Source organism: Phyllobacterium myrsinacearum, from assembly GCF_002980555.1.
In the GTDB taxonomy this organism is placed as follows: domain Bacteria; phylum Pseudomonadota; class Alphaproteobacteria; order Rhizobiales; family Rhizobiaceae; genus Phyllobacterium; species Phyllobacterium myrsinacearum.
Genome location: NZ_PVBT01000001.1, coordinates 1,336,864 through 1,359,959, shown reverse-complemented (window position 1 = coordinate 1,359,959; position 23,096 = coordinate 1,336,864). Strand labels below are relative to the sequence as shown.

At 60.5% G+C, this 23,096-nt stretch carries 17 protein-coding genes and 1 tRNA gene; 12 read left to right on the top strand and 6 right to left on the bottom strand.

Features of this window, described 5'->3' with window-relative positions:
* The first annotated feature begins 6 nt into the window (after nt 1–6).
* Nucleotides 7–612 (top strand): flavin reductase family protein, encoded by a 606-nt coding sequence (locus C5750_RS06615; RefSeq protein WP_105732976.1) that lies wholly within the window; start codon nt 7–9, stop codon nt 610–612.
* Nucleotides 613–805: 193 nt separating this feature from the next.
* Here C5750_RS06615 and C5750_RS06605 read toward each other — a convergent pair whose 3' ends face one another.
* Both C5750_RS06605 and C5750_RS06600 read right to left on the bottom strand, forming a co-directional pair.
* Nucleotides 806–1,675 (bottom strand): HpcH/HpaI aldolase/citrate lyase family protein, encoded by an 870-nt coding sequence (locus C5750_RS06605; protein WP_105732975.1) that lies wholly within the window; start codon nt 1,673–1,675, stop codon nt 806–808.
* Nucleotides 1,675–2,247 (bottom strand): MaoC family dehydratase, encoded by a 573-nt coding sequence (locus C5750_RS06600; RefSeq protein WP_483428608.1) that lies wholly within the window; start codon nt 2,245–2,247, stop codon nt 1,675–1,677. Before C5750_RS06600 ends, C5750_RS06605 begins: the two co-directional genes overlap by 1 nt.
* Nucleotides 2,248–2,312: 65 nt before the next feature.
* Between C5750_RS06600 and C5750_RS06595 the strand changes: the two genes are divergently transcribed.
* The 7 genes from C5750_RS06595 (at nt 2,313) to C5750_RS26320 (ending at nt 10,385) form a co-directional block, all read left to right on the top strand.
* Entirely contained in the window at nt 2,313–3,461 is a 1,149-nt protein-coding gene (locus C5750_RS06595) for a DUF2336 domain-containing protein (RefSeq protein ID WP_105732973.1), read from the top strand.
* A 289-nt stretch (nt 3,462–3,750) separates the two neighbouring features.
* A complete protein-coding gene (locus tag C5750_RS06590; RefSeq protein WP_105732972.1) occupies nt 3,751–4,998 on the top strand; it encodes a 3-methyl-2-oxobutanoate dehydrogenase (2-methylpropanoyl-transferring) subunit alpha in 1,248 nt (415 codons plus the stop codon).
* 3 nt (nt 4,999–5,001) lie between these two features.
* On the top strand, nt 5,002–6,015 hold the full coding sequence (locus C5750_RS06585; RefSeq protein WP_105732971.1) for an alpha-ketoacid dehydrogenase subunit beta: 1,014 nt from the start codon (nt 5,002–5,004) through the stop codon (nt 6,013–6,015).
* 9 nt (nt 6,016–6,024) lie between these two features.
* Nucleotides 6,025–7,320, top strand: a complete 1,296-nt coding sequence (locus tag C5750_RS06580) for a dihydrolipoamide acetyltransferase family protein (RefSeq protein WP_105732970.1) — start codon at nt 6,025–6,027, stop codon at nt 7,318–7,320.
* Nucleotides 7,321–7,324: 4 nt separating this feature from the next.
* A complete protein-coding gene (gene lpdA, locus C5750_RS06575) occupies nt 7,325–8,722 on the top strand; it encodes a dihydrolipoyl dehydrogenase (protein WP_105732969.1) in 1,398 nt (465 codons plus the stop codon).
* A 465-nt stretch (nt 8,723–9,187) separates the two neighbouring features.
* The gene (locus C5750_RS26915; RefSeq protein ID WP_280952399.1) at nt 9,188–9,316 is read left to right on the top strand and encodes a hypothetical protein; all 129 of its coding nucleotides are present in this window, start codon (nt 9,188–9,190) and stop codon (nt 9,314–9,316) included.
* 676 nt (nt 9,317–9,992) lie between these two features.
* Complete coding sequence (locus C5750_RS26320; protein WP_130502054.1) at nt 9,993–10,385, top strand: hypothetical protein; 393 nt, start codon at nt 9,993–9,995, stop codon at nt 10,383–10,385.
* A 371-nt stretch (nt 10,386–10,756) separates the two neighbouring features.
* On the opposite strand, the gene C5750_RS06565 is transcribed toward C5750_RS26320, so the two are convergent.
* The 3 genes from C5750_RS06565 to C5750_RS06545 form a co-directional block, all read right to left on the bottom strand.
* Entirely contained in the window at nt 10,757–11,275 is a 519-nt protein-coding gene (locus C5750_RS06565; protein ID WP_158531252.1) for a MarR family winged helix-turn-helix transcriptional regulator, read from the bottom strand.
* A gap of 693 nt (nt 11,276–11,968) precedes the next feature.
* Entirely contained in the window at nt 11,969–14,062 is a 2,094-nt protein-coding gene (parE, locus tag C5750_RS06550; protein WP_105732965.1) for a DNA topoisomerase IV subunit B, read from the bottom strand.
* A gap of 142 nt (nt 14,063–14,204) precedes the next feature.
* Complete coding sequence (locus C5750_RS06545; protein WP_105732964.1) at nt 14,205–14,585, bottom strand: helix-turn-helix domain-containing protein; 381 nt, start codon at nt 14,583–14,585, stop codon at nt 14,205–14,207.
* Nucleotides 14,586–14,769: 184 nt separating this feature from the next.
* On the opposite strand from C5750_RS06545, the gene C5750_RS06540 reads away from it, so the two are divergent.
* Both C5750_RS06540 and C5750_RS06535 read left to right on the top strand, forming a co-directional pair.
* The gene (locus tag C5750_RS06540) at nt 14,770–15,696 is read left to right on the top strand and encodes a DMT family transporter (RefSeq protein WP_105732963.1); all 927 of its coding nucleotides are present in this window, start codon (nt 14,770–14,772) and stop codon (nt 15,694–15,696) included.
* 98 nt (nt 15,697–15,794) lie between these two features.
* Nucleotides 15,795–17,807: an acetyl-CoA carboxylase biotin carboxylase subunit gene (locus C5750_RS06535; RefSeq protein WP_105732962.1), complete on the top strand. Its 2,013-nt coding sequence runs from the start codon at nt 15,795–15,797 to the stop codon at nt 17,805–17,807.
* 13 nt (nt 17,808–17,820) lie between these two features.
* Here the strand turns inward: C5750_RS06535 and lipB are convergent, their stop codons facing one another.
* Complete coding sequence (lipB, locus tag C5750_RS06530) at nt 17,821–18,537, bottom strand: lipoyl(octanoyl) transferase LipB (RefSeq protein ID WP_105733155.1); 717 nt, start codon at nt 18,535–18,537, stop codon at nt 17,821–17,823.
* Between the two features lie 269 nt (nt 18,538–18,806).
* Between lipB and C5750_RS06525 the strand changes: the two genes are divergently transcribed.
* Nucleotides 18,807–18,891 (top strand) — tRNA-Leu (locus tag C5750_RS06525).
* Nucleotides 18,892–19,103: 212 nt separating this feature from the next.
* The gene (locus C5750_RS06520) at nt 19,104–23,063 is read left to right on the top strand and encodes an Ig-like domain-containing protein (protein ID WP_170111932.1); all 3,960 of its coding nucleotides are present in this window, start codon (nt 19,104–19,106) and stop codon (nt 23,061–23,063) included.
* The last annotated feature ends 33 nt before the right edge of the window (nt 23,064–23,096 follow it).

The window sequence follows — 23,096 nt, the reverse complement described above, 5'->3', positions numbered from 1 at the left end:
GCCGCGATGTTCTACAAATTCGAGGACGGCCACGGCCTGCCGCATGATCCGTTGAAGGCCATCGTTTCGCCCCGTCCCATCGGCTGGATATCCAGCCGTTCGGCGGAGGGCAAAATCAACCTGGCGCCCTATTCCTTCTTCAACATGATCAGCACGAAACCCTGCCTGATCATGTTTTCCTCGGAGGGGCGCAAGGACAGCGTCACCTTCATCGAGGAAACGCGGGAGTTTGCCGCCAATCTCGTCAGCGCCAATCTGTCGGTGGCCATGAACAAAACATCGGTCAATGCGCCGCGCGGCGTCAGCGAGTTCGACTATGCCGGCCTCAATGCCGCCGATTGCAGGCTGATTGGTGCGCCGCGCGTGGCCGAAGCCTTTGCAACGCTGGAATGCGTCGTCACCGACATCCGTCACCCCGTCGACCGCCATGGCAATCCGGTGCAGGCACTGATGGTCACCGGCGAAGTCGTCGGCGTTCACATCGACGAGGCGATCCTGACCAACGGCCTTGTCGACATGACCAAGGCGCAGCCGGTGTCGCGGCTTGGCTATATGGACTTTGCAACCGTGTCGGAAACGTTTCAGATGTTCCGGCCGAAGTGGGAGGGGTGAAGGCGTTAATGCAAACACCCCCCTCTGGGCTGCCGCCCATCTCCCCCACAAGGGGGGAGATCAGCTGTCATTGCTGTTTCAGCCAATCTTCAACATTAAGAACAACGCAAAAGCGTTGATGCCAATGTGATCTCCCCCCCTGTGGGGGAGATGCCCGGCAGGGCAGAGGGGGGTAATTGCATCCCTTATCGACTTAAACAGCACCAACCCGTCCCATCAGCCGTTCCGCCCGGCGCAGATGCGGGCGGTCGAACATCAGCCCATCAATGCCGATGACACCCGCAGCGGGATCGTCGGCGAACGCCCGGATGATCTTTTGCGCCTGTGCCACCGCTTCGGCTGAGGGCGTGAACACGGCGTTGATCACCGGGACCTGCGCCGGATGGATGGCGAGCTTGGCGGTAAAGCCGTCACGCTCCGCCTCGGCGCATTCGCGGGCAAGCCCGGCATCGTCCTTGTAGTTGATGTAGACCGTATCGATGGCAGCGGTATCGGCGGCCGAAGCGCCAAGAACGGTCAGCGCCCGCGCCAGCCGGAAAACATCCGTATAGCGCCCGTTGTCATCGCGCACCGCACGTGCGCCAATGACCGCCGACAGGTCTTCCGCGCCCCAGGTGAGGCCGATGAGGCGTGCCGATGCATCGGGATAACTGGCTGCCGACAGGGTGCCGAGCGCGGTTTCGGTGATAATGGCGAGAATCTGCGTCGACCCCTCCGGCGCGCCCGCATGGGCCTCGTGCACGTTCAGCTTGGCCGACAGCCGCGTCACATCCTTGCCGCTGTTGGATTTGGGCAGCAGAATCCCGTGGGGAAGCGATGGCATGACCGCCTCGAGATCGGCATCGGCAAGCCCGCTCGCCAGATCATTGATGCGCACGAACAGGCGTTGTGAATTCTTGTCCCGGTTCGATTTAAGAAAATCCGCCGCGATCTGCCGGGCAGCGGGCTTGCGCTCGGCGCTGACCGAATCTTCCAGATCGATCAGCAGCACATCAGCGCCGCTGGCAAGACCCTTTTCCAGCTTCTTTTCCGAATCGCCCGGCACGAACAAAAGCGAGCGCATCAGGCAGCACTCCTGGATTTCATCATCGCCTGACGCGTGCATTTGGCAACGAGAACGCCGTTCTGGTTGTAGGCGCGATGCTCGAACACAACGACGCCGCGATCCGGCTTGGATTGGGACGGCCGCGTTGAAAGCACCGTTGTCTCCACCCGCACCGTATCGCCGTGGAACAGCGGGGCAGGGAAGGTCACGTCGGTCATGCCCAGATTGGCAATCGTCGTGCCGATGGTGGTGTCATTGACGGAAATGCCGATCATCAGGCCGAGCGTGAACAGCGAATTGACCAGCGGCTTGCCCCATTCGGTCTTGGCGGCGAAGTCGAAATCGATGTGCAGCGGCTGCGTGTTGAGTGTCATGACCGAGAACAGCATGTTGTCGCTCTCGGTGATGGTCTTGCGCAGGCTGTGATTGAACACGTGCCCGACTTCGAATTCTTCCAGATACAGTCCGGCCATGTGCTGGCGTCTCCTCGATGCGATTTTTGGCGAAAGACTAGGGCGGCTTCGGCGGGTTCGCAACGGGGAAGGATCAAAGTTCTCTCGCGGCGCCGAAACAACATGGTTAATCGACATGGTGAACCGATCGTAAACCTTTTGCCGCTAGCCTTGGCTGCAATAAGGGCTTGGGGTATAAATTCATGACAATACAGCATTATCTGGCGATGGTCGGACATGCTTCTGCGGCACAGCGTTGCCATGCCGCAGGGGCGCTGGCCCATGTCTATCTTGAAACCGGACGCGCTTTCGAAGACCGCTGTGCGGCGGAGGCGGCGCTGACGCTGCTGCTCGATGATCCGTCGCCAAAGGTGCGGCTTGCTCTGGCCGAAGCTTTTTCGACAAGCGCCCATGCGCCCGCCCACATCGTCGCCAGCCTTTCGCGCGACCAGGCGGAAATTGCCGCCTATATGCTGGCGCGCTCGACCGTGCTGACCGATATCGACCTGATCGACTGCATTGCCGGGGGCTGTGCGCAAAGCCAGAGGGTGATTGCGGGCAGGGCCAAGGTGTCCTTTGCCGTCAGCGCGGCGCTGATCGAGATCGCCGAACCGGTTGCCATTCTCGACCTGCTGGCCAACAGCCGCGCCGAGATTGCCGACATCAGCTTCCGCCGTCTGGTCGAGCGCCTTGGCCATGTCGCTGATATCCGCTCGCTGCTCGCCGATGATGACCGCTTGCCCGCCGATTGCCGTCATGCGCTGGCGATCAGGGTGGCCGAAGCCCTGTGCCAGATGGATATGGTCATGGCCCTGATGGGCGAGCGCCGCGCCCGGCGCATCACCAGCGAAGCCTGCGTCAAGGCCTCGATCAGTCTGGTTGCCGAAACCCCGCCAGCGCAATATCCGGCGCTGATCGAGCATCTGCAGCTGCGCGGCGACCTGACCACGGCCTTTGTCATCCGCATCGTTGCCTCCGGCAAGATCGATTTTTTTGGCGCCATTCTGGTGGCGCTGTCCGGGCATAATCTTGCCCGGGTGCGCAATCTTCTGATCGATGGCCGCGATGCAGCCCTCGGCGCGCTGTTCAGTGCCGCCGGACTGCCCGACAGCACGCACCAGCCGCTGCGCGTCGCGCTGCATGCCTGGCGTGATGTCGCTAATGGCAAGCTGGCCATCGGGGCACAGGAGGTCACCCGCCGCATGATGGAACGTCTGGCGCCGGAAAAGCCTGCAATGGTGCACGACCTGACCGCGGCCAATGACGGCATGCAGTCGCTCCTGCGCAAGATTTACCTGGAAGCGATTCGGGAGAATGCGCGCAGCCACGGACTGGCCATCGCCGCCGCTTGACCCGGCTTTTTCGCCACGAGCGCATATTTGATTACAAAATCAGATGCCTGCGTGAACGAATGAATATGCGCGCCGCGTGTTCCGTGATGCAAAATTGCTTTTTTCCGGCGCAGTGCCGTGGCTCCGTCCCGAAGCCGCGCCGGAATGATCATAGATTTCATGTTGTTGCCGCTGGATATTGATGTTTGCCGGCATTTGCGGGGAGCAAGGCGGAATAATAAGACAGTATTATTGACCTAATATTTCATGGTAGAGTGCGCAAACATCGCGTGACTGGGAGGTCTGCTGAATGCCCGATGATTCCACGAGTGAATTTGGTCCACTAAGCCTGCACGTGCCCGAACCGGCCGTGCGTCCCGGCGGCGAGCCTGATTTTTCCAATGTGAACATTCCCGAAGCGGGTTCGGTGCGCCGCCCGCCCGTCGATGCCAATCCGGAGGAAATCCGCGATCTGGCGTTTTCAATCATTCGTGTTCTCAACCGCGACGGCGAGGCTGTCGGCCCGTGGGCTGGCGAGCTGACGGATGACCAGCTGGTGGAGGGCCTGCGCCACATGATGACGCTGCGCACCTTCGATGCGCGCATGCAGATCGCCCAGCGGCAGGGCAAAACCTCCTTTTACATGCAGCATCTGGGCGAAGAAGCCGTGAGCTGCGCCTTCCGCATGGCGCTGTCGCCGGGCGACATGAATTTCCCGACCTATCGTCAGGCCGGTCTGCTCATTGCCGGCGGCTACCCGATGGTCGAGATGATGTGCCAGATCTATTCCAACGAAAGAGATCCGCTCAAGGGCCGCCAGCTCCCCATCATGTATTCCTCGAAGGAGCACGGGTTCTTCTCGATCTCCGGCAATCTGGCGACGCAATATATCCAGGCGGTCGGCTGGGCCATGGCATCGGCGATCAAGAAGGATACCAAGATCGCAGCCGGCTGGATCGGCGACGGATCGACGGCGGAATCGGATTTCCACGCCGCGCTGGTCTTTGCCTCCACCTACAAGGCCCCGGTCGTCCTCAACATCGTCAACAACCAGTGGGCGATCTCCACCTTCCAGGGCATTGCCCGCGGCGGTGCCGGGACCTTCGCCGCGCGTGGCCTCGGCTTCGGCATGCCGGCACTGCGGGTCGACGGCAATGATTACCTCGCTGTTTTCGCCGTGGCCAAATGGGCCATCGAGCGGGCGCGGCGCAATCTCGGGCCCACCGTTGTCGAATATGTCACCTACCGTGCCGGGGCGCACTCCACCTCGGACGATCCGTCCGCCTACCGGCCGAAGACCGAATCCGATGCCTGGCCGCTCGGCGATCCCGTCATGCGCCTGAAGAACCACCTGATCGGGCGCGGCGTCTGGTCGGAGGAGCGGCATACCCAGGCGGAAGCGGAAATTCTCGACAGCGTGATCACCGCCCAGAAGGAAGCCGAAAGTTTTGGCACGCTGCATGCGGGCGGCAAGCCGTCGGCGCGCGACATGTTCGAAGGTGTCTACGAGGAAATGCCGCCGCATCTGCGTCGTCAGCGCCAGCAGGCGGGAGTGTGAGGGATGCCGCGTAAGACAATGATTGAAGCCATCCGTGACGCGATGGATGTGATGATGGAACGCGACGACAACGTGGTCGTGTTCGGTGAAGACGTCGGTTTCTTCGGCGGCGTGTTCCGCTGCACCCACGGGCTGCAGGCCAAATACGGCAAGACCCGCTGTTTCGATGCCCCGATCAGCGAAGGCGGTATCGTCGGCGCCGCCATCGGCATGGCGGCCTATGGCCTGAAACCCTGCGTTGAAATCCAGTTCGCCGACTATGTCTATCCGGCCTATGACCAGATCGTCTCGGAAGCCGCGCGCCTGCGCTACCGTTCCAATGGCGGCTTTACCGCGCCGATCGTCATCCGCATGCCGGCGGGCGGCGGTATTTTCGGCGGCCAGACCCACAGCCAGAGCCCGGAAGCGCTGTTCACGCATGTTTCCGGTCTGAAGGTGGTCGTGCCGTCCAATCCGCATGATGCCAAGGGCCTGCTGATTTCATCCATCGAAGACCCGGACCCGGTGATCTTCCTCGAGCCGAAGCGGCTCTATAACGGTCCGTTCGACGGCCATCATGACCGCCCGGTGACGCCGTGGTCGAAGCATGAACTGGGCGAGGTGCCGGATGGGCACTATACGGTGCCGCTGGGCAAGGCCATCAAGCGCCGCGAGGGCAAACAGCTGACCGTGCTGGCCTATGGCACGATGGTCTATGTGGCGGAAGCCGCCGCCGAGGAGACCGGCATCGACGCGGAGATCATCGATCTGCGCACGCTGCTGCCGCTCGATCTGGAAACCATCGTTGAATCCGTCACCAAGACGGGCCGCTGCGTCATCGTGCATGAGGCAACGCTGACCTCCGGTTTCGGTGCGGAACTCGCCGCACTGGTCCAGCAGCATTGTTTCTACAATCTGGAAGCGCCGGTGGCGCGGGTGACGGGCTGGGATACGCCCTATCCGCATGCGCAGGAGTGGGACTATTTTCCGGGTCCCGCGCGCGTTGGCCGTGCATTCCTTGAAACGCTGGAAGGGTAGGAGCAGACGATGGGTGAATTTGTCATCAAGCTGCCGGATGTCGGTGAAGGCGTTGCAGAAGCCGAACTCGTCGAATGGCATGTGAAGGTCGGTGATCTCGTGCGCGAGGACATGATCCTTGCCGCCGTCATGACCGACAAGGCGACCGTGGAAATTCCATCCCCGGTCGACGGTGAAATCCTCTGGCTGGGCGGCGAGATCGGACAGGTGATCGCCATCGGTTCGCCGATCATCCGCCTGAAAGTCGAAGGCGAGGGCCATGCCCCCGCTGCCGAACCGGCCAAGCCCGCCAAGGCGGAAGAACCAAAACCCCAGCCCGCCAAGGCAGAGCCAAAACCGGAAATCAAGGCTGCAAAGCCTGAAAAGCCCGCTGCTCCGGTTGTCCACGCGCCAGCCGCCGCGCCGCTCGCCATCGGGGCACCGCGCGCCGAGGGTGACAAGCCGCTGGCTCCGCCTGCGGTGCGCCTGCGGGCACGGGAAGCGGGCGTCGACCTGCGCCAGGTGACCGGCACCGGTCCGGCCGGGCGCATTACCCATGAAGATCTCGACAGTTTCTTTGCCCGTGGTGCGCAAAAGCCGGTGGTCTCCGGTCTTGCGCCGGACACGTCGGTCAAGGAGATCAAGGTGGTGGGCCTGCGCCGCAAGATTGCGGAAAAGATGGCGATTGCCAAATCGCACATCCCGCACATCACCTATGTCGAGGAGATCGATGTTACCTCGCTGGAGGAACTGCGTGCCCTGCTCAACGGCAAAAAGCGCGCAGACCAGCCGAAACTGACGCTGCTGCCGTTCCTGATGCGCGCCATGGTGAAGGCCATTGCCGAACAGCCGCAGCTGAATGCGCTTTATGACGATGACGCCAATGTCATTCACCAGCATGGCGGGGTGCATATTGGCATTGCCGCGCAGACACCGTCCGGCCTTGTGGTTCCCGTGGTCAAGCATGCGGAAGCGCGCGATCTGTGGGGCTGTGCCGCCGAGGTCAATCTTCTGGCGGAAGCGGCCAAGACCGGCACGGCAACGCGCGAGCAGCTGACCGGTTCGACCATCACCATCACCTCGCTGGGCAGCATGGGCGGCATCGTCACGACGCCCGTGATCAACTATCCGGAAGTCGCCATCATCGGCGTCAACAAGATGATGACCCGGCCGGTATGGGACGGCGCGGCCTTCATTCCGCGCAAGATGATGAACCTGTCCTCAAGCTTCGATCACCGGGTGATCGACGGCTGGGACGCCGCAGTCTTCATTCAGCGGATCAAGACGCTGCTCGAAACGCCAGCGCTGATATTCGTGGAGGGGTGATCCGATGAAAGATATTTCCTGCAAGCTGCTGGTCATCGGTGCTGGCCCCGGTGGCTATGTCTGCGCCATCCGCGCCGGACAGCTCAATGTCGATACGGTGATCGTCGAGGCGGCGAAGGTCGGCGGCACCTGCCTGCTCGTCGGCTGCATTCCGTCCAAGGCGCTGATCCACGCCGCCGATGAATTCGCCAAGGTGGCGCATTTCGCCGCCCGGCAGACGCCGCTCGGCATCTCGCTTGCCGAACCGGCCATCGATTTCAGCAAAACCATCGCTTGGAAGGATGGTATTGTCAGCCGCCTCAACAACGGCGTTGCCGGCTTGCTCAAGAAGGCAAATGTCAAGATCGTCACCGGCAAGGCCCGCTTCCGCGACGGCAAGACCATCGAGGTGGAAACGCTGACCGGCCTGCAGATCATCCGCGCCGAAAACGTCGTCATCGCCACGGGGTCGACGCCGGTCGAGGTGCCGTCGCTGCCGTTCGGCGGCAATGTCATTTCCTCGACCGAAGCGCTTTCGCTGCCGGACGTTCCGGAAAAGCTCGTCGTGGTCGGCGGCGGCTATATCGGCCTCGAACTCGGCACGGCCTATGCCAAGCTTGGCTCCAAGGTCACCGTGGTCGAAGCCCAGTCAAAAGTTCTGCCGCAATATGATGCGGAGCTGACGCGCCCGGTGGTCAAGCACCTGAACACGCTCGGCATCACCGTTCTCACCGGCGCCAAGGCCAAGGGCGTGAGCAGCAAGGGCGATGCGCTGTTGATCGAAACCGCCGATGGCAAGGACGAGCGCATTGCCGCCGACAAGATCCTGGTGACGGTCGGACGCAAGCCGGTCACCGCGGGCTGGGGGCTGGAAGAGATCGATATCGACATGGATGGCCGCTTTGTCCGCATTGACGACAAGTGCCGCACCTCCATGCGCGGCGTCTACGCCATCGGCGATGTCACCGGCGAGCCGATGCTCGCGCACCGCGCCATGGCGCAGGGCGAAATGGTGGCGGAGATCGTCGCGGGCGAAAACCGCAGCTGGGACAAGCGGGCCATTGCCGCCGTCTGCTTCACCGATCCGGAAATCGTCTCGGTGGGCCTGTCGCCCGACGAGGCCAAGCAGGCCGGGCACGAGGTCAAGATCGGGATGTTCCCCTTTGCCGCCAATGGCCGCGCCATGACCAAGGAAGGCGAGGAGGGTTTTGTCCGGGTGGTGGCTGCCGCCAGCAACCATCTCATCCTCGGCATCCAGGCCGTCGGCCATGGTGTCTCCGAATTGTCGGCTTCGTTTGCGCTGGCCATGGAAATGGGCGCGCGGCTGGAAGACATCGCCGGAACCATCCACGCGCATCCGACGCAGGGCGAGGGGTTTCAGGAAGCCGCGCTCAAGGCGCTGGGCCACGCGCTGCACATCTAGACAATCTGTCTTCATATCAAGGGCGCCGGAAACGGCGCCCTTTGCATATGCGCCGGGCGCGGCATTGCCTTGCCACGCCCGCGATCGCATCTGGCCATTGCAAAAGAGGAAAGACGGGCGGTCCCTGGGAACGCGGGTCTTGGGGTAGTCTGTATGCTATGCTTGCGATCCTGGGACCACCCGCCCCGGCGATTTCAGGTCTTGCCTGTTCTGCCCTGTTTCCTCATCAGAAACGCGGACAGCCTCAGCGCAACCTCCTCATCCCTACAGGTTTTGCCTGCGGAATGAAGTGCCGGTCCTTTCCCGACTTTCGAAGGTTTCCGGAAGCATTCCCGCCGGAAAGGACGAGGAGAAGGATAAGCGAGGATGGGAGAACGTGGATAAGTTGGCGTGATTTTTTCGAACGGGCTGGCAGGACCATCATGCGTGGTTCGCGCTACCTAGGTAGGACTGCGAATTTTAAAAATGGATAAATTCAGTCATCTTTTGAGCGCGACACCCATCCTGTTGCGTACTTTTGCGAAAGGAGATGACATGCGTGAATTGACGGAGGCCGAACTCGATCTCGTATGGGGCGGCGATTGGTGGTTTTGATTACGGCCCGCATCTGATCGGCTGCGAATGTCCTCCAACAACAGCAGCGCCTCAGACAATCTAGGTTTGGCATTTGAAGAAAATGGTAAAAAACATAGCTTTGACGGATAATGCTCTAAATCATCTTCTGTCAAACTATGATATTAATAATATAAATAAATATGGAGATGCAAACTGTATAAATGTGTATTAGTATAGAGGTATTTTTAAAGGAGGTTCTTCCTTTGAAGATATGCTGAAATATCAATCGAAATTAATTGAAAGGCGTGGATACTTCATTTTCCAAAAGAATACAAAGTTTTTTGAGGATGCTAATGATTATGTATTTTCGTACTTTGATAATAATCAGAAGATTTTCGGCGTAAGGGTTAGCGGCGTCATTCCTTGTCGAAAGGGCTATATCGGGATATTTACCTACAACGAAAAATATAGCTATGTCATTGATTACGTTGATGGAATAAATCTCATTACGAGTTCGGAAAACGTTTCGTTGATTGCCGAAATGCTCGATCAGGTTCGCTCAAAATATTCAAACAAGCTATAATCAGGTGCCAGGCCCATGGTTCGCGGCCCCTCAGTCGCGGCATCAAGCGGATGCTTGCATGGCCCTCCAGCAAGCCCAGCACATAAGCTAGATCAGGTTTGATAGTCAGTGGAAATAGTCAAGAACATACATTTGACAGGGGATGCCGAAAGGGACCTTCTGTCAAATTATGGAGAAAAAGACATCCGGAATATCAACGATGTTCACCATGTCCATACCTATACGCATTATGCGTGGCTTAACGATGATCAATCCATAAGATCACAAGGGGTTCATTTGGTGCGCATGCCAGTTGTGCATGAATCGTGCAATGTGAAATATTCTCTATTTGATGGCGGCCGGAAAATATTCGGTGTCTGTTTTTTGGATGACACATCTATATTGGGATATTTGGGTTATGACGCCTATGATGAATATCATACCTATATGATAGATTGCATTGATGGCGTGCATTCCATAATGAAATCAAAGCCGCATCACGTGATTGCTGACATGCTTGATCGTATTCGCACAAGGCACAAATGAGTGCGTGACGCCGCTCCGTCTGCTGCGTTTCCTTTTCCCGACTTTTGAGGGGTGAGGAAGCATTCCCGCCGGAAAGACACACCGGGAATGAGCGAGGTTGGGGTGTGTTGGATAAGTTTGATCCAATCGCGTTTCACCCCCCTCTGTCCTGCCGGACATCTCCCCCACAAGGGGGGAGATCACATCGGCATCAACCATCTCGGTCAACTTTCACCCTTGAAGATTAGCTGAAACAGCTCTGAAAGCTTATCTCCCCCCTTGTGGGGGGGGGCGAAGGACGGGCGAGACCCGTGGCTCGCCCCGGAGGGCGGCAGCCCAGAGGGGGTAAAGCACCACTGAGCGCTTACCTCAAAAACAAAACCCCCTGCAAATCACCCGTCCCCGTGCATGCCTCGCACACGCATTTCAACGGGACAATCGGGGCCGCAGGCATCCTCGTCGCACAATCTGCAAAGATGATCGGATTGGTCCCGGCTCGTGGTCATGTTCTCCAGCATCTGGCTCACCAGGCCATGAAGAACGTCCTGATTTTGCGGGGAGAGGGTGATGAGCGCTTTTTTGAGAACGGATTCCCTTGCGTGAATGAGGTCGTCGCGAAGCCGCTTGCCTTCGGGTGTCAGGTGCGACGTGACTTCGCGTTTGTCCTTGCCGGGCGCCTTGGTGATGAGCCCGGCACCGACCAGCGCTTCAACCGTCCGCACAATGACAGAGTGACTGAGGCCTGCGATTGTCGCAATCTCCCGGATGGTGAGGTTGGGATAATGGCCCAAGGCGACAAGTGTTGCGCAGCCAGCGGTTCCGATCCCGCTCGCTTTTTGAACTGCCTCAATTTGTGCATCGGCAAGCGCCAGTGACAAGGCTCCCAGCATATTAACCAGTTGTGGACTCATGTTTTCCCATATATATGTGTGTTGCATACATTTATATATGGCGAGAACATTATCTCATTTTTGCCTCGAGCAACAGAATGCATATCCGGTTGTTCGGCGGATAGAGGGAGCATCGTATGACACAGGCGCCAGAGGATAACCTCATGATCATCCTTGCCTATTGCCGCCTTGGAAGCGGGGCGGCAATGCTGTCCGCGTCGATGCAGAAGGCAAACCCGGATCCGCCGGCAGGTTGTATCGCCGGTCTCCTGAACAAAGTGTTGGGACGGCAACGATGCGTGCCTTGGAAACAGCGGTTTTAAAGGCCTCGAAGAATTCCGCAGGTTTTGCCTGCGAAATGGAGTGCCGGTCCTTTCCTGACTTTCGAAGGTTTCCGGAAGCATTCCCGCCGGAAAGACACACCGGGAATGAGCGAGGTTGGGACGTGGTGGATAAGTTTCAGCCAAATGACGTTTCACCCCCCTCTGTCCTGCCGGACATCTCCCCCACAAGGGGGGAGATCACATCGGCATGAACGGCTTTGCTTGTTCTGTGGCGTTGGAAATTGGCCTGAACAATGATGAAAGCTGATCTCTCCCCTTGTGGGGGAGATGGGCGGCAGCCCAGAGGGGGGTGAGAGCTAATGAGCGCATCCCCCAAAACAAAATGGCGATGCAAAGCACCGCCATTTGAAACAGGTTCCATCGCCAAAACTCAGATGTCCAGCTCTTCCACGAAGGCGGCACGGTCCTGGATGAAGCGGAAGCGGGCTTCCGGCTTGGTGCCCATCAGGTCGTCGACCGCGAGTTTTGTTTCCTCGATCCATTCCTCGTCGATCTGCACCCGCAAAAGCGTGCGCTTCCGGCGGTCCATGGTCGTTTCCTTGAGCTGGTCGGCGCGCATTTCGCCAAGGCCCTTGAAGCGTCCGATCTCGATCTTGCCCTTGCCGGTGAACAGCGTGCGCAAGAGTTCGTCCTTGTGCGCGTCATCCCGGGCATAGGCGACCTTGCCGCCCTGGGCGAGGCGGTACAGCGGCGGCACGCCGAGGAACAGGTGGCCGTTGCGGATGAGCTCGGGCATTTCCTGATAGAAGAAGGTGATGAGCAGCGAGGCGATGTGCGCGCCGTCGACGTCGGCGTCGGTCATGATGATGACGCGGTCATAGCGCAAATCCTCGTCGCGGTATTTTGACCGCGTGCCGCAGCCCAGCGCCTGGATCAGGTCGCCGATCTGCTGGTTGGCCGTCATCTTTTCCCGGCCGGCACTGACCACGTTGAGGATCTTGCCGCGCAGCGGCAGCACCGCCTGCGTGGCGCGGTCCCGCGCCTGCTTGGCCGATCCGCCAGCGGAATCACCCTCGACGATGAAGATTTCAGCGCCCAGCGCGCCGGTCTGGGTGCAATCGGCGAGTTTTCCCGGCAGGCGCAGCTTGCGCACCGCCGACTTGCGGTTGACTTCCTTTTCCTGACGGCGCTTGACGCGCTCGTCGGCACGTTCCACCACCCAGTCCAGCAGCTTCGACGCCTCCTGCGGCGAGGCGGCAAGCCAGTGGTCGAACGGATCGCGGATGGCGTTTTCGACAATGCGCTGCGCCTCGACCGTGGCCAGCTTGTCCTTGGTCTGGCCGACGAATTCCGGCTCGCGGATGAACACCGACAGCATGGCCGCCGACGAGATCATCACATCATCGGTGGTGATGATCGAGGCGCGCTTGTTGCCGGTCAGCTCCGCATAGGCTTTCAGGCCGCGGGTGAGGGCGATGCGCAGGCCCGCCTCGTGCGTGCCGCCTTCGCCCGTGGGAATCGTGTTGCAGTAGGAATTGACAAAACCGTCGCCGCCATACCAGGCCACCGCCCATTCCAGAGCGCCGTGCCCGCCGGATTTTTCGGTCTTGCCCGCGAACATTTCGCGGGTGATCTGAAAATCCTTGCCGAGCGAGGCGGCGAGATAATCCTTCAACCCGCCGGGAAAATGGAAAACCGCCTTGTCGGGCGTCGGGTCTTTCGGATCGAGCAGCGATGGCGCGCAGTTCCAGCGGATTTCCACACCGCCGAAGAGGTAGGCCTTTGACCGGGCCATCTTGTAGAGGCGCGCCGGATCAAATTTCGCACCCTGACCGAAAATCTCGGCATCCGGGTGGAACGTCACGCGGGTTCCGCGCCGGTTGTGCACTTCGCCGGCATCTTCCAGCGGTCCCAGCGGCTTGCCGCGGGAAAAGCGCTGGCGGTAAAGACGCCGGTTGCGCGCGACTTCGATCTCGACATGATCCGACAGGGCATTGACCACCGAGACACCGACCCCGTGCAGGCCGCCCGAGGTCTCGTAGACCTTGGAGTCGAACTTGCCGCCGGAGTGAAGCGTCGTCATGATCACTTCCAGTGCCGATTTGTCCTTGAATTTGGGATGCGGATCGATGGGAATGCCGCGGCCATTGTCGGTGACCGAGAGATAGCCGTTTTCATTGAGGTCGATGTCGATGAAGTTGGCATGGCCGGCCACGGCCTCGTCCATCGCGTTGTCGATGACTTCGGCAAAGAGATGGTGCAGCGCCCGCTCATCCGTGCCGCCAATATACATGCCGGGACGGCGGCGGACAGGCTCCAGACCTTCAAGAACTTCGATATCCGCGGCGTTATAGCTGCCGTCGGGCGCCGCGCGCGGCGGCGCCTTCGCGGAAGCAGCCGGGGCGATTTTGACAGGCGGCGCCACCGGCGTCGCGGCTGGTTCGACCTTGGTCTGGTCCACCGCCGCCTGGCGTTCCCGGGCTGTTTTGACTACCGCTGAAAAGAGGTCGTTATTATCATCCATATCGTATTTTGGCCAATGCTACAGGGGCTGCGAATCACCAGCAATCTTGACATGCTTCGCAGGGAAACGCGATGGGCGTTCGCGATCTGTTCCGGGGTTCACCACAGAACTATGCCGTTAAACCCCAAGTAAACCCTCAGTTTCAAGCGGCTTTGAGGCGCAGGACGGCTTTTTCCAGCTCTTCGATCCGCTCGCCCAGCTCCCGGTGCAGGGCCTTGAGATTGGCGATCTGGCTTTTCAGCAGGCGGTTTTCGTCCGCCGCATCGCTCTCGTCGGGCGATTGTCCGACGCCGTGAATGAGCCAGGTCTGCGTCACCCCGAGCGAGCCGGCCAGCATGAACAGGCGGTTGACGCCGGGCTCCGACCGGTCGGATTCCCAGGCGGCGATGGTTTCCGGCTTGACGCCGACACGCACGCCAAGTTCCGCCACCGACATGGATTTGGCGTCGCGGGCGCGGGAAAGACGGCCGCCCAACGTGTCCGTGTCGGGCATGGCCGTGATGATGTTGGAGATGAAATTCATGGGTTTCTCCATCTTTTTCTTGTTTTTAAAGTGTAGACGAAAGCTTTTGCACCATTTGGAAGCAGAAAAGTCAAATCCGGCGGCATTTTGCTTTCATTTTGCATTATGCGGATGATTGCATTTTTTCACAGAGCCGATATGGCTGAAGGCCCACCTGAGCCATTTGTCCCGGAAAGGCCGCACCATGGAAAACACAACCTCGCCGCAAATGAGGGGCGTCGGAACGATGGCCGGTGCGATGTTCATCCTGCCGATGATGGATGCCATCGCCAAATGGCTGTCGACGGTGGACAGCCTGCCGCCCGCCACGGTGACGCTGTCGCGTTTCGTCGTCCAAACGGTGCTGACCATGCTGATCATCATGGCGCTGACCGGCATGCGCTCGCTCAAGCCGCACAACCTCTGGGGCAACCTGCTGCGCGGTTTTCTGATGGGCATCGGCAGCCTGTGCTTCTTTGCCGCCGTCAAATACATGCCGCTCGCCGACGCGATGGCGGTGTTTTTCGTCGAGCCGCTGATGCTGACGCTGCTCTCGGCCGTGGTGCTGAAGGAAACCGTCGGCTGGCGCCGGCGCATTGCCGTTGCCATCGGTTTCATCGGCACGCTCATCGTCATCCAGCCCAGCTGGGAGCTGTTCGGCTGGATCTCGCTGCTGCCGCTGGGCACGGCGGCGCTGTTTGCGGTCTATCTCATTCTCAACCGCCGCCTGGGCGTGCACGACACGCCGCTGGTCATGCAGCTCTATGCGGGCATCGGCGGTACGGTGACGGTGGTCGTCGCCCTGTTCCTCGGCGCGGCCTTCGGCGTCAGTGACATGACGCTGGGCACGCCCGCGACTGGCATGTCATGGTTTCTTCTGTTTGCCATTGGCGCGATTGCCACGGGCGGGCATCTCCTCGTGGTGCAGGCATCGCGCCTTGCGCCCGCATCGCTCCTGGCGCCGTTCCAGTATCTGGAAATCGTCATGGCCGTCATCATCGGCCTGTTCGTGTTCCGGGAGTTTCCGACGGCGTCGAAATGGGTGGGCATCGCCATCATCATTGCCTCGGGCGCCTATATCGTCTGGCGCGAGGGAAAAAAGCAGAAATCGCCGGAGCCCGCTTTCAATTAAGCGGTCCGCTTTCCAGGAAAGCACCGACAATAGCAGTTGAGCAAATCCGCCATTGGCAATAGAACCAGAGGCGCATTTTGTGCGGGAGGTCCATAAAAGTGTTCAAGAAAATCCTGATTGCCAACCGTGGGGAAATTGCCTGCCGCGTGATCAAGTCGGCAAGGAAAATGGGTATCGCCACGGTGGCGGTCTATTCCGATGCGGATCGCGATGCTGTTCATGTCGAGATGGCCGACGAGGCGGTGCATATCGGCCCGGCGGCGGCCTCCGAGAGTTATCTCGTTGCCGAAAAGATCATCGCCGCCTGCAAGGCGACGGGCGCCGAAGCGGTTCATCCCGGCTATGGCTTCCTGTCCGAGCGCGCCTCTTTCTGTGAAGCGCTGGAGAAGCAGGGCATCGTCTTCATCGGGCCGAAGCCCAAGGCGATCATCGCCATGGGCGACAAGATCGAATCAAAGAAATTCGCCAATGCCGCCAAGGTCAACACGGTGCCGGGCTTTCTCGACATCATCACCGATGGTGCGCATGCGGAAAAAATCGCCGGTGAGATCGGCTATCCCGTGATGATCAAGGCCTCCGCCGGCGGCGGCGGCAAGGGCATGCGCATTGCCTGGGACGAGAGCGAAGTGCGCGACGGCTTCGAGCGCGCCACCTCCGAAGCGCGCAATTCCTTCGGCGATGACCGCGTGTTCATCGAAAAATTCGTGGTCGAGCCGCGTCACATCGAAATCCAGGTGCTGGGCGACAGTTTTGGCAACTGCATTTATCTCGGCGAGCGCGAGTGCTCGGTGCAGCGCCGCAACCAGAAGGTGGTCGAGGAGGCGCCGTCGCCGTTCCTCGATGAAGCCACCCGCAAGGCCATGGGCGAACAGGCCGTGGCCCTGGCCAAGGCGGTGGACTACCAGAGCGCCGGGACGGTCGAGTTCATCGTCGACAAGCACCGCAACTTCTATTTCCTCGAGATGAACACCCGCCTGCAGGTGGAGCATCCGGTGACGGAGCTGATCACCGGTATCGATCTGGTCGAGCAGATGATCCGCGTGGCGGCGGGCGAAAAACTCGCGCTGAAGCAGGCGGACGTCAAGCTGAACGGCTGGGCCATCGAGAGCCGCCTCTATGCGGAAGATCCCTACCGCAATTTTTTGCCGTCGATCGGCCGCCTGACCCGCTACCGCCCGCCGAGCGAAGGTCCGGTCGGCAAGGCCATCATCCGCAACGATACCGGTGTGACGGAAGGGTCGGAAATTTCGATGTTCTACGATCCCATGGTGGCAAAGCTCTGCACCTGGGCGCCGACCCGGCTGGAAGCCATCGATGCCATGGCCGATGCGCTCGATACGTTCGTCGTTGACGGTATCGAGCACAACATTCCGTTCTTGGCGGCGCTGATGCAGCATCCGCGCTGGCGGGAAGGGCGGCTGTCCACCGGCTTCATTGCGGAAGAATTTCCCGACGGCTTCCATCCGATTGCACCAACGGCTGCCGACAGGGACGTGCTGGCTGCCATTGCCCTTGTGGTGGAACTGGTACGCAAGGGACGCCTCGATGGCCTTGGCGACCGCCTGCGGCCGCATACGGGCAGGATCCGCGCCGAATGGGAGGTGCGGATCAACGACGAATACGTGCCCGCGAAAATTCACCGCAGCGTGGCCAAACCGCCGGTCAAGATCGAGCTGTCGCTGCATGGCGGCGAGGCCATCACCATCCGCAGCGACTGGCGGCCCGGCGATGCGGTCTGGGACGGCTATATCGACGACCGCGCCGTCAAGGCGCAACTGCGTCCGGTGCTCAATGGCGTGCGCATCGACTGGAAGGGCATGTCGGTGATCGGCCATGCCATGCAGACGCACGTGGCCGCACTGGAAAAGCTGATGCCGGTAAAACTGCCGCCGGACACATCCAAAATGCTGCTGTGCCCGATGCCCGGCCTGATCGTCTCGATCAACGTGGCGGAGGGTCAGGAGGTGAAGGCGGGCGAAACGCTGGCGATTGTCGAAGCCATGAAAATGGAAAACGTGCTGCGCGCCGACCGCGATCTCACCGTGTCGGCCATCAATGCCAAGCAGGGTGACAGTCTTGCCGTGGATGCGGTGATCATGGAATTCGCCTGATTCTGCAGACCGGCTAGCGTTCGACCGGCCCGAACACGGGTTCGAATGCGTCCCGCAGCGCCCGGTCGAGATCGTCCATCCCGACGGGCAGGCCGAGATCGACGAGGCTGGTCACGCCATGGCCGCGCACGCCGCACGGCACGATGCCGTCGAAATGGGCGAGTTCGGGTTCCACGTTGATCGAGATGCCGTGAAAGCTCACCCATTTGCGCAGGCGGATGCCGATAGCGGCGATCTTGTCTTCGGCGGGAGACCCGTCCGGCAGCGGCGGGCGTTCCGGCCGTGTCACCCAGACGCCGACGCGGTCCTCGCGCCGCTCGCCGCGCACGTTGAACGCGCCAAGCGTGGCAATGATCCATTGCTCCAGCGCCGCCACGAAGGCGCGGATATCCTCGCGCCGCCGCTTCAGGTCGAGCATGACATAGGCCACGCGCTGGCCGGGACCGTGATAGGTGTATTCGCCGCCGCGCCCCGTGGCATAGACGGGAAAGCGGTCGGCAGCCAGAAGGTCGCCCGCCTTGGCGCTGGTGCCGGCGGTATAGAGCGGCGGATGTTCGACCAGCCACACCAGTTCTGCGGCCGTGCCGGCGCGAATCGCCGCGACGCGGTCTTCCATGAAGGCGAGGGCGGTATCGTAATCGGTCAGCCCATCGGCGACGCGCCACTCCACCTTCGGGGAATCGCTTTGGGCAAAAAACGCGGAGGCGAGATCGTCGCGGTTGTTCTTCATGATCGGAAACCAAACTTTCGGCTGTCGCTTCATCCCGGATGAATGACGGCGGATGGGGCCGTTTGCGGCCATCAAAGCGCCGATTCCCGTGGGATAAAGATGGTGAGCCGCATATGGACTTTTTCCTGGAAGATTTCCAGTGTGCGGGGTGCGGCATAAGTTTCACCGGGCTTTGTGAAAAACATTCGGGTTTATTGCCGACAGGGCTTGTTTCACTGAAATTCATTTGCTACATGCCGCGAGCCGACACGTTCGGCTTCTACCACAGTGCGGTCGTGGCGGAATTGGTAGACGCGCAGCGTTGAGGTCGCTGTGTCGCAAGACGTGGAAGTTCGAGTCTTCTCGACCGCACCATTTGGTTTCTCTACAAGATTGAAATCATTGCAGAATAGGGCAGCCCAACGGCTGCCCTATTGCATTTCCGGCTGGCAGCCATCCTGCCATCGCCATGGTCTCTCCGGTTCCCGGCACAATAGCGGCGAACTACGGCATCTGCCGTATTGATGGAATGAACGGCCCACATTACGGATGATGGTTGCGTTGGGGATGCAATGGGGCGGGGAACAATGCCGAGATCGAATGGGCCGGAGGGATTAGCCCCCCACCGGCAGGTATGTGGTGCGCGTCCGGCGCTATGGGCGGGATTGCTGTTCTTCGTCTGTTTGGCCGTATTCTGGCCCGCTTTGTCGCAGGCCCAGACAGCGCCGGTTGCAAATCCCGCAAGGGTCACCGTCGACTATGGCAGCACTGCCAATTCTGTAACACTCAGTATTGGCGGCGGCGCGCCGACATCAGTAGCGGTCGCAGGCGCTGCAGCGCATGGGACTGCGTCAGCATCCGGAACGTCGATCACCTACACGCCGGTACGCGGCTATGCCGGACCTGACAGTTTCACCTATACCGCCACCAACCTGGACGGAACGTCGGCTCCAGCCATAGTTTCAGTGACGGTCTCACCGCCTAGTGTTACTATCACGCCATCGTCACCGCATTCCGCCCGGGTTGGCACCCCATATACGCAGACCTACACTTTCTCTGGTGGACAGGAGCCTTACAGCGGCTTTTTCATCTCCGGTATCCCATCTGGTTTGTCCATCACTGCACTAACTGCGAACAGCGTGACCATCTCCGGGGTTCCACAGCTTCAAGGCAGCTATTCCATAACCGTGAGTGCGACCGACAGCAGCACCGGTGATGGCCCCTTCAGAACCGGCCAGCTTTTCACACTGACTGTATCGCAATTAACAGTGACGTTAAGTCCGGCAGGGCCGACGCTGCCGTATGCCAGTTCTGGTTCCGGTTATAGCCAGACATTCTCTGCCAGTGGTGGCACAGCCCCCTACACCTTTTCGCTCGCGGGCGGCTCATTCCCCGCGGGCATAACGCTCAATGCTGCGACAGGAGTATTGTCGGGGACGCCAACTGTCAGCGGTACTTTCCCTTTCAGCGTGCGGGCGACGGACAGCAGCACGGGCCCCGGCACGCCGTTTTCCGCCACGAATAATTATTCGCTGGTGGTCAATGCGCCGCCGGTCATCATCGTCCTGTCGCCATCAACCCTTTCCAGCGGCAAATCCGGCGTCAGCTCTTCACAGACACTGACGGCGACTGGCGGGACTGCGCCCTATAGGTTTGCGATCACGTCGGGGGCGTTGCCGAATGGCATAACGTTAAGCAGCGCGGGCGTTTTGTCGGGAACGCCCACTGCGGCTGGGGCGTTCAATGTCACTGTAACCGCCACCGACATTCTGGGTAACAACGGCGCTCAGGCCTACACATTGGTAATCAATCAGGCCGTACCGGTTGCGGTCGCCGATGCCGCCGCAACCTTGGCCAACCAGGCCGTCACCATTCCCGTGATTGCCAACGATGGCGGCCCAATAACCTCCATTGCCGTCACCAGCGCGCCTTTGCATGGCACGGTGGCCGTGAACGGTCTTAACGCCGTGTATACCCCGGCCCAAAACTTCTTCGGCACCGATACCTTCACCTATAGCGCCACCGGGCCGGGCGGCACCTCTGCCCCGGCGACGGTCACCATTACCGTATCGCCGCTGGCTGTCCCGGTCGCCGCTGCGCATAGCGCTGCAACGATGGCTGGACATGCCATCACCATTGACACGACGGAAGGCGCCACCGGCGGCCCTTTCACGGGGGCGGCCATTGTTACCCCTCCGGCTTTTGGCAGCGCGACCGTATCGGGCACCACCATTACCTATATCGCGCCAGCCGATGCATCAGGCGCGGTCAGCATCGGCTATACCTTAAGCAACGCGTTCGGAACGTCGCCGCCCGCCATGATTACGCTGACGGTCAATCCGCTGCCGGTGGCCGCGGCCCATTCCGTCACCACACGGGCGGGAACGCCGGTGACGGTAAACCTGACGGAAGGCGCCACCGGCGGCCCTTTCACGGGGGCGGCCATTGTTACCCCTCCGGCTTTTGGCAGTGCGACCGTATCGGGCACCACCATTACCTATATCGCGCCAGCAGGGGCGTCTGGTGCGGTCAGCATCGGTTATACCTTGAGCAACGCGTTCGGAACGTCGCCGCCCGCCACGATTACGCTGACGGTCAATCCGCTGCCGGTGGCCGCGGCCCATTCCGTCACCACACGGGCGGGAACGCCGGTGACGGTAAACCTGACGGAAGGCGCCACCGGCGGCCCTTTCACGGGGGCGGCCATTGTCGCCCCTCCGGCTTTTGGCAGCGCGACCGTGTCGGGCACCACCATTACCTACACGCCGCCAGCCGATGCATCAGGCGCGGTCAGCATCGGTTATACCTTGAGCAATGCGTTCGGAACGTCGCCGCCCGCCACGATTACGCTGACGGTCAATCCGCTGCCGGTGGCCGCGGCCCATTCCGTCACCACACGGGCGGGAACACCGGTAACGGTAAACCTGACGGCCGGCGCCACCGGCGGTCCGTTCACAGGAGCCGCCATTGTTGCCCCTCCGGCTTTTGGCAGTGCAACCGTGTCGGGCACCACCATTACCTACACGCCGCCAGCAGATGCATCAGGCGCGGTCAGCATCGGTTATACGTTGAGCAACGCGTTCGGAACGTCGCCGCCCGCCATGATTACGCTGACGGTCAATCCGCTGCCGGTGGCCGCGGCCCATTCCGTCACCACACGGGCGGGAACACCGGTGACGGTAAACCTGACGGAAGGCGCCACCGGCGGCCCGTTTACCGCTGCGACAATGGTGTCGCTCAGTCCATCGGGGTCAGGCACCGCAAACATTCGCGACAGCGGCGATGGTGGCAACCGGGCTTTCCAGCTGGATTTTGCACCCGCCGCCGCGTTCAGTGGTGTCGCGACGGTCAGCTACACGCTTGGCAATGCTTTCACCACATCGGCTCCGGCCAATGTCACGATTACCGTGACAGCAAGAGCCGATCCATCAAGGGACGCGGAAGTCATCGGTATCGTCAATGCCCAGGCCGAGGGCGCGCGGCGGTTTGCCGATGCCCAGCTGTCGAATTATAGCGACCGGTTACGCCAACTGCGCCGGGGCGGCGGCAATGAGTCCAGCCAGGGTATCAGCCTGAACACGCCTCGAAGTGACGAACAGGCAAAGGACCGGCGCGATCCGGCCGATGCAACGCCGCTCGGGTTCTTCACGGAGCCGAGACGAACCCGGCCAGCCGAGCCGTTCAACAAAGTGGTCGCGGAAAAGCCCGTTCCATCCCGCTTCGGCGTCTGGACAGCCGGTCAGGTCGAGTTTGGCGACACATCCGGCAAATCCGCCGGATCGGGCCGGGATTTTACAACTTCCGGTGTCAGTGCCGGACTGGATTACCGTTTCGACGAACGGTTGACCGCCGGTATCGGTCTTGGTTACGGCAGGGACAGGACGGATATTGGCCGCAACGGCACGCGCAGCGAAGGTGAAAGCTGGAGCATCGGCACCTATGCGAGCTGGCGGCCGGTCAAGAACACCTATCTGGAAGCCGTGCTCGGCTATGGCGCTCTTTCCTTCGACAGCAGACGTTACCTGACCGACGGTGGCGGTTTTGCCTATGGTTCCCGCGATGGCCAGCAGGTGTTCGGCAGCGTGAAGGCCGGTTATGAAATAAGCCGGGACGCCCTCTATTTCACCCCCTATGCCGGGATCGATGCGTCCTGGACCAAGCTCGACGCCTTCAACGAAAGGGATGGCGGATCAAGCAGCCTGCGCTTCGGTAGTCAGAGCGTGAATTCACTCGTTGCCATCGTGGGTTTCGAGACGGATTATACCTATCGTTTCACCGGCTACACATTCACGCCGAGCCTCAAGGCTGAATGGCGTTACGACATGGCGAATGCGAGCGACATTGACCTGAGTTACATCGATTGGTCCGGCGGCCCGTTGTTCAGCCTCAAGGGGGATGGCAGCGTTCGCAACGCGGTTCGATTGGGCGTTGGTTTTGACGTGGTGCTCGACCAGGGGCTGAATCTCGGCCTTGCCTACAACACTACCCTTGGAGAAGGCGGCGCCATTCGTCATGGCTTCAATGCAAAGGCAGGGCTGAGATTCTGATTCTAGACGTCGTCATACCGTGCAGCTTCCGCT

Bases quoted from the DNA above. Each gene is read 5' to 3' on its own strand.
- C5750_RS06590 (WP_105732972.1), top strand. From the start codon at position 3,751: ATGCCCGATGATTCCACGAGTGAATTTGGTCCACTAAGCCTGCACGTG.
- C5750_RS06520 (WP_170111932.1), top strand. From the start codon at position 19,104: ATGCCGAGATCGAATGGGCCGGAGGGATTAGCCCCCCACCGGCAGGTA.
- C5750_RS06595 (WP_105732973.1), top strand. From the start codon at position 2,313: ATGACAATACAGCATTATCTGGCGATGGTCGGACATGCTTCTGCGGCA.
- lpdA (WP_105732969.1), top strand. From the start codon at position 7,325: ATGAAAGATATTTCCTGCAAGCTGCTGGTCATCGGTGCTGGCCCCGGT.
- C5750_RS06600 (WP_483428608.1), bottom strand. From the start codon at position 2,247: ATGTCGATTAACCATGTTGTTTCGGCGCCGCGAGAGAACTTTGATCCT.
- lipB (WP_105733155.1), bottom strand. From the start codon at position 18,537: ATGAAGAACAACCGCGACGATCTCGCCTCCGCGTTTTTTGCCCAAAGC.
- C5750_RS06565 (WP_158531252.1), bottom strand. From the start codon at position 11,275: ATGAGTCCACAACTGGTTAATATGCTGGGAGCCTTGTCACTGGCGCTT.
- C5750_RS06585 (WP_105732971.1), top strand. From the start codon at position 5,002: ATGCCGCGTAAGACAATGATTGAAGCCATCCGTGACGCGATGGATGTG.
- C5750_RS26915 (WP_280952399.1), top strand. From the start codon at position 9,188: ATGGATAAATTCAGTCATCTTTTGAGCGCGACACCCATCCTGTTGCGT.
- parE (WP_105732965.1), bottom strand. From the start codon at position 14,062: ATGGATGATAATAACGACCTCTTTTCAGCGGTAGTCAAAACAGCCCGG.
- C5750_RS06605 (WP_105732975.1), bottom strand. From the start codon at position 1,675: ATGCGCTCGCTTTTGTTCGTGCCGGGCGATTCGGAAAAGAAGCTGGAA.
- C5750_RS06545 (WP_105732964.1), bottom strand. From the start codon at position 14,585: ATGAATTTCATCTCCAACATCATCACGGCCATGCCCGACACGGACACG.
- C5750_RS06540 (WP_105732963.1), top strand. From the start codon at position 14,770: ATGGAAAACACAACCTCGCCGCAAATGAGGGGCGTCGGAACGATGGCC.
- C5750_RS06615 (WP_105732976.1), top strand. From the start codon at position 7: ATGTTCTACAAATTCGAGGACGGCCACGGCCTGCCGCATGATCCGTTG.
- C5750_RS06580 (WP_105732970.1), top strand. From the start codon at position 6,025: ATGGGTGAATTTGTCATCAAGCTGCCGGATGTCGGTGAAGGCGTTGCA.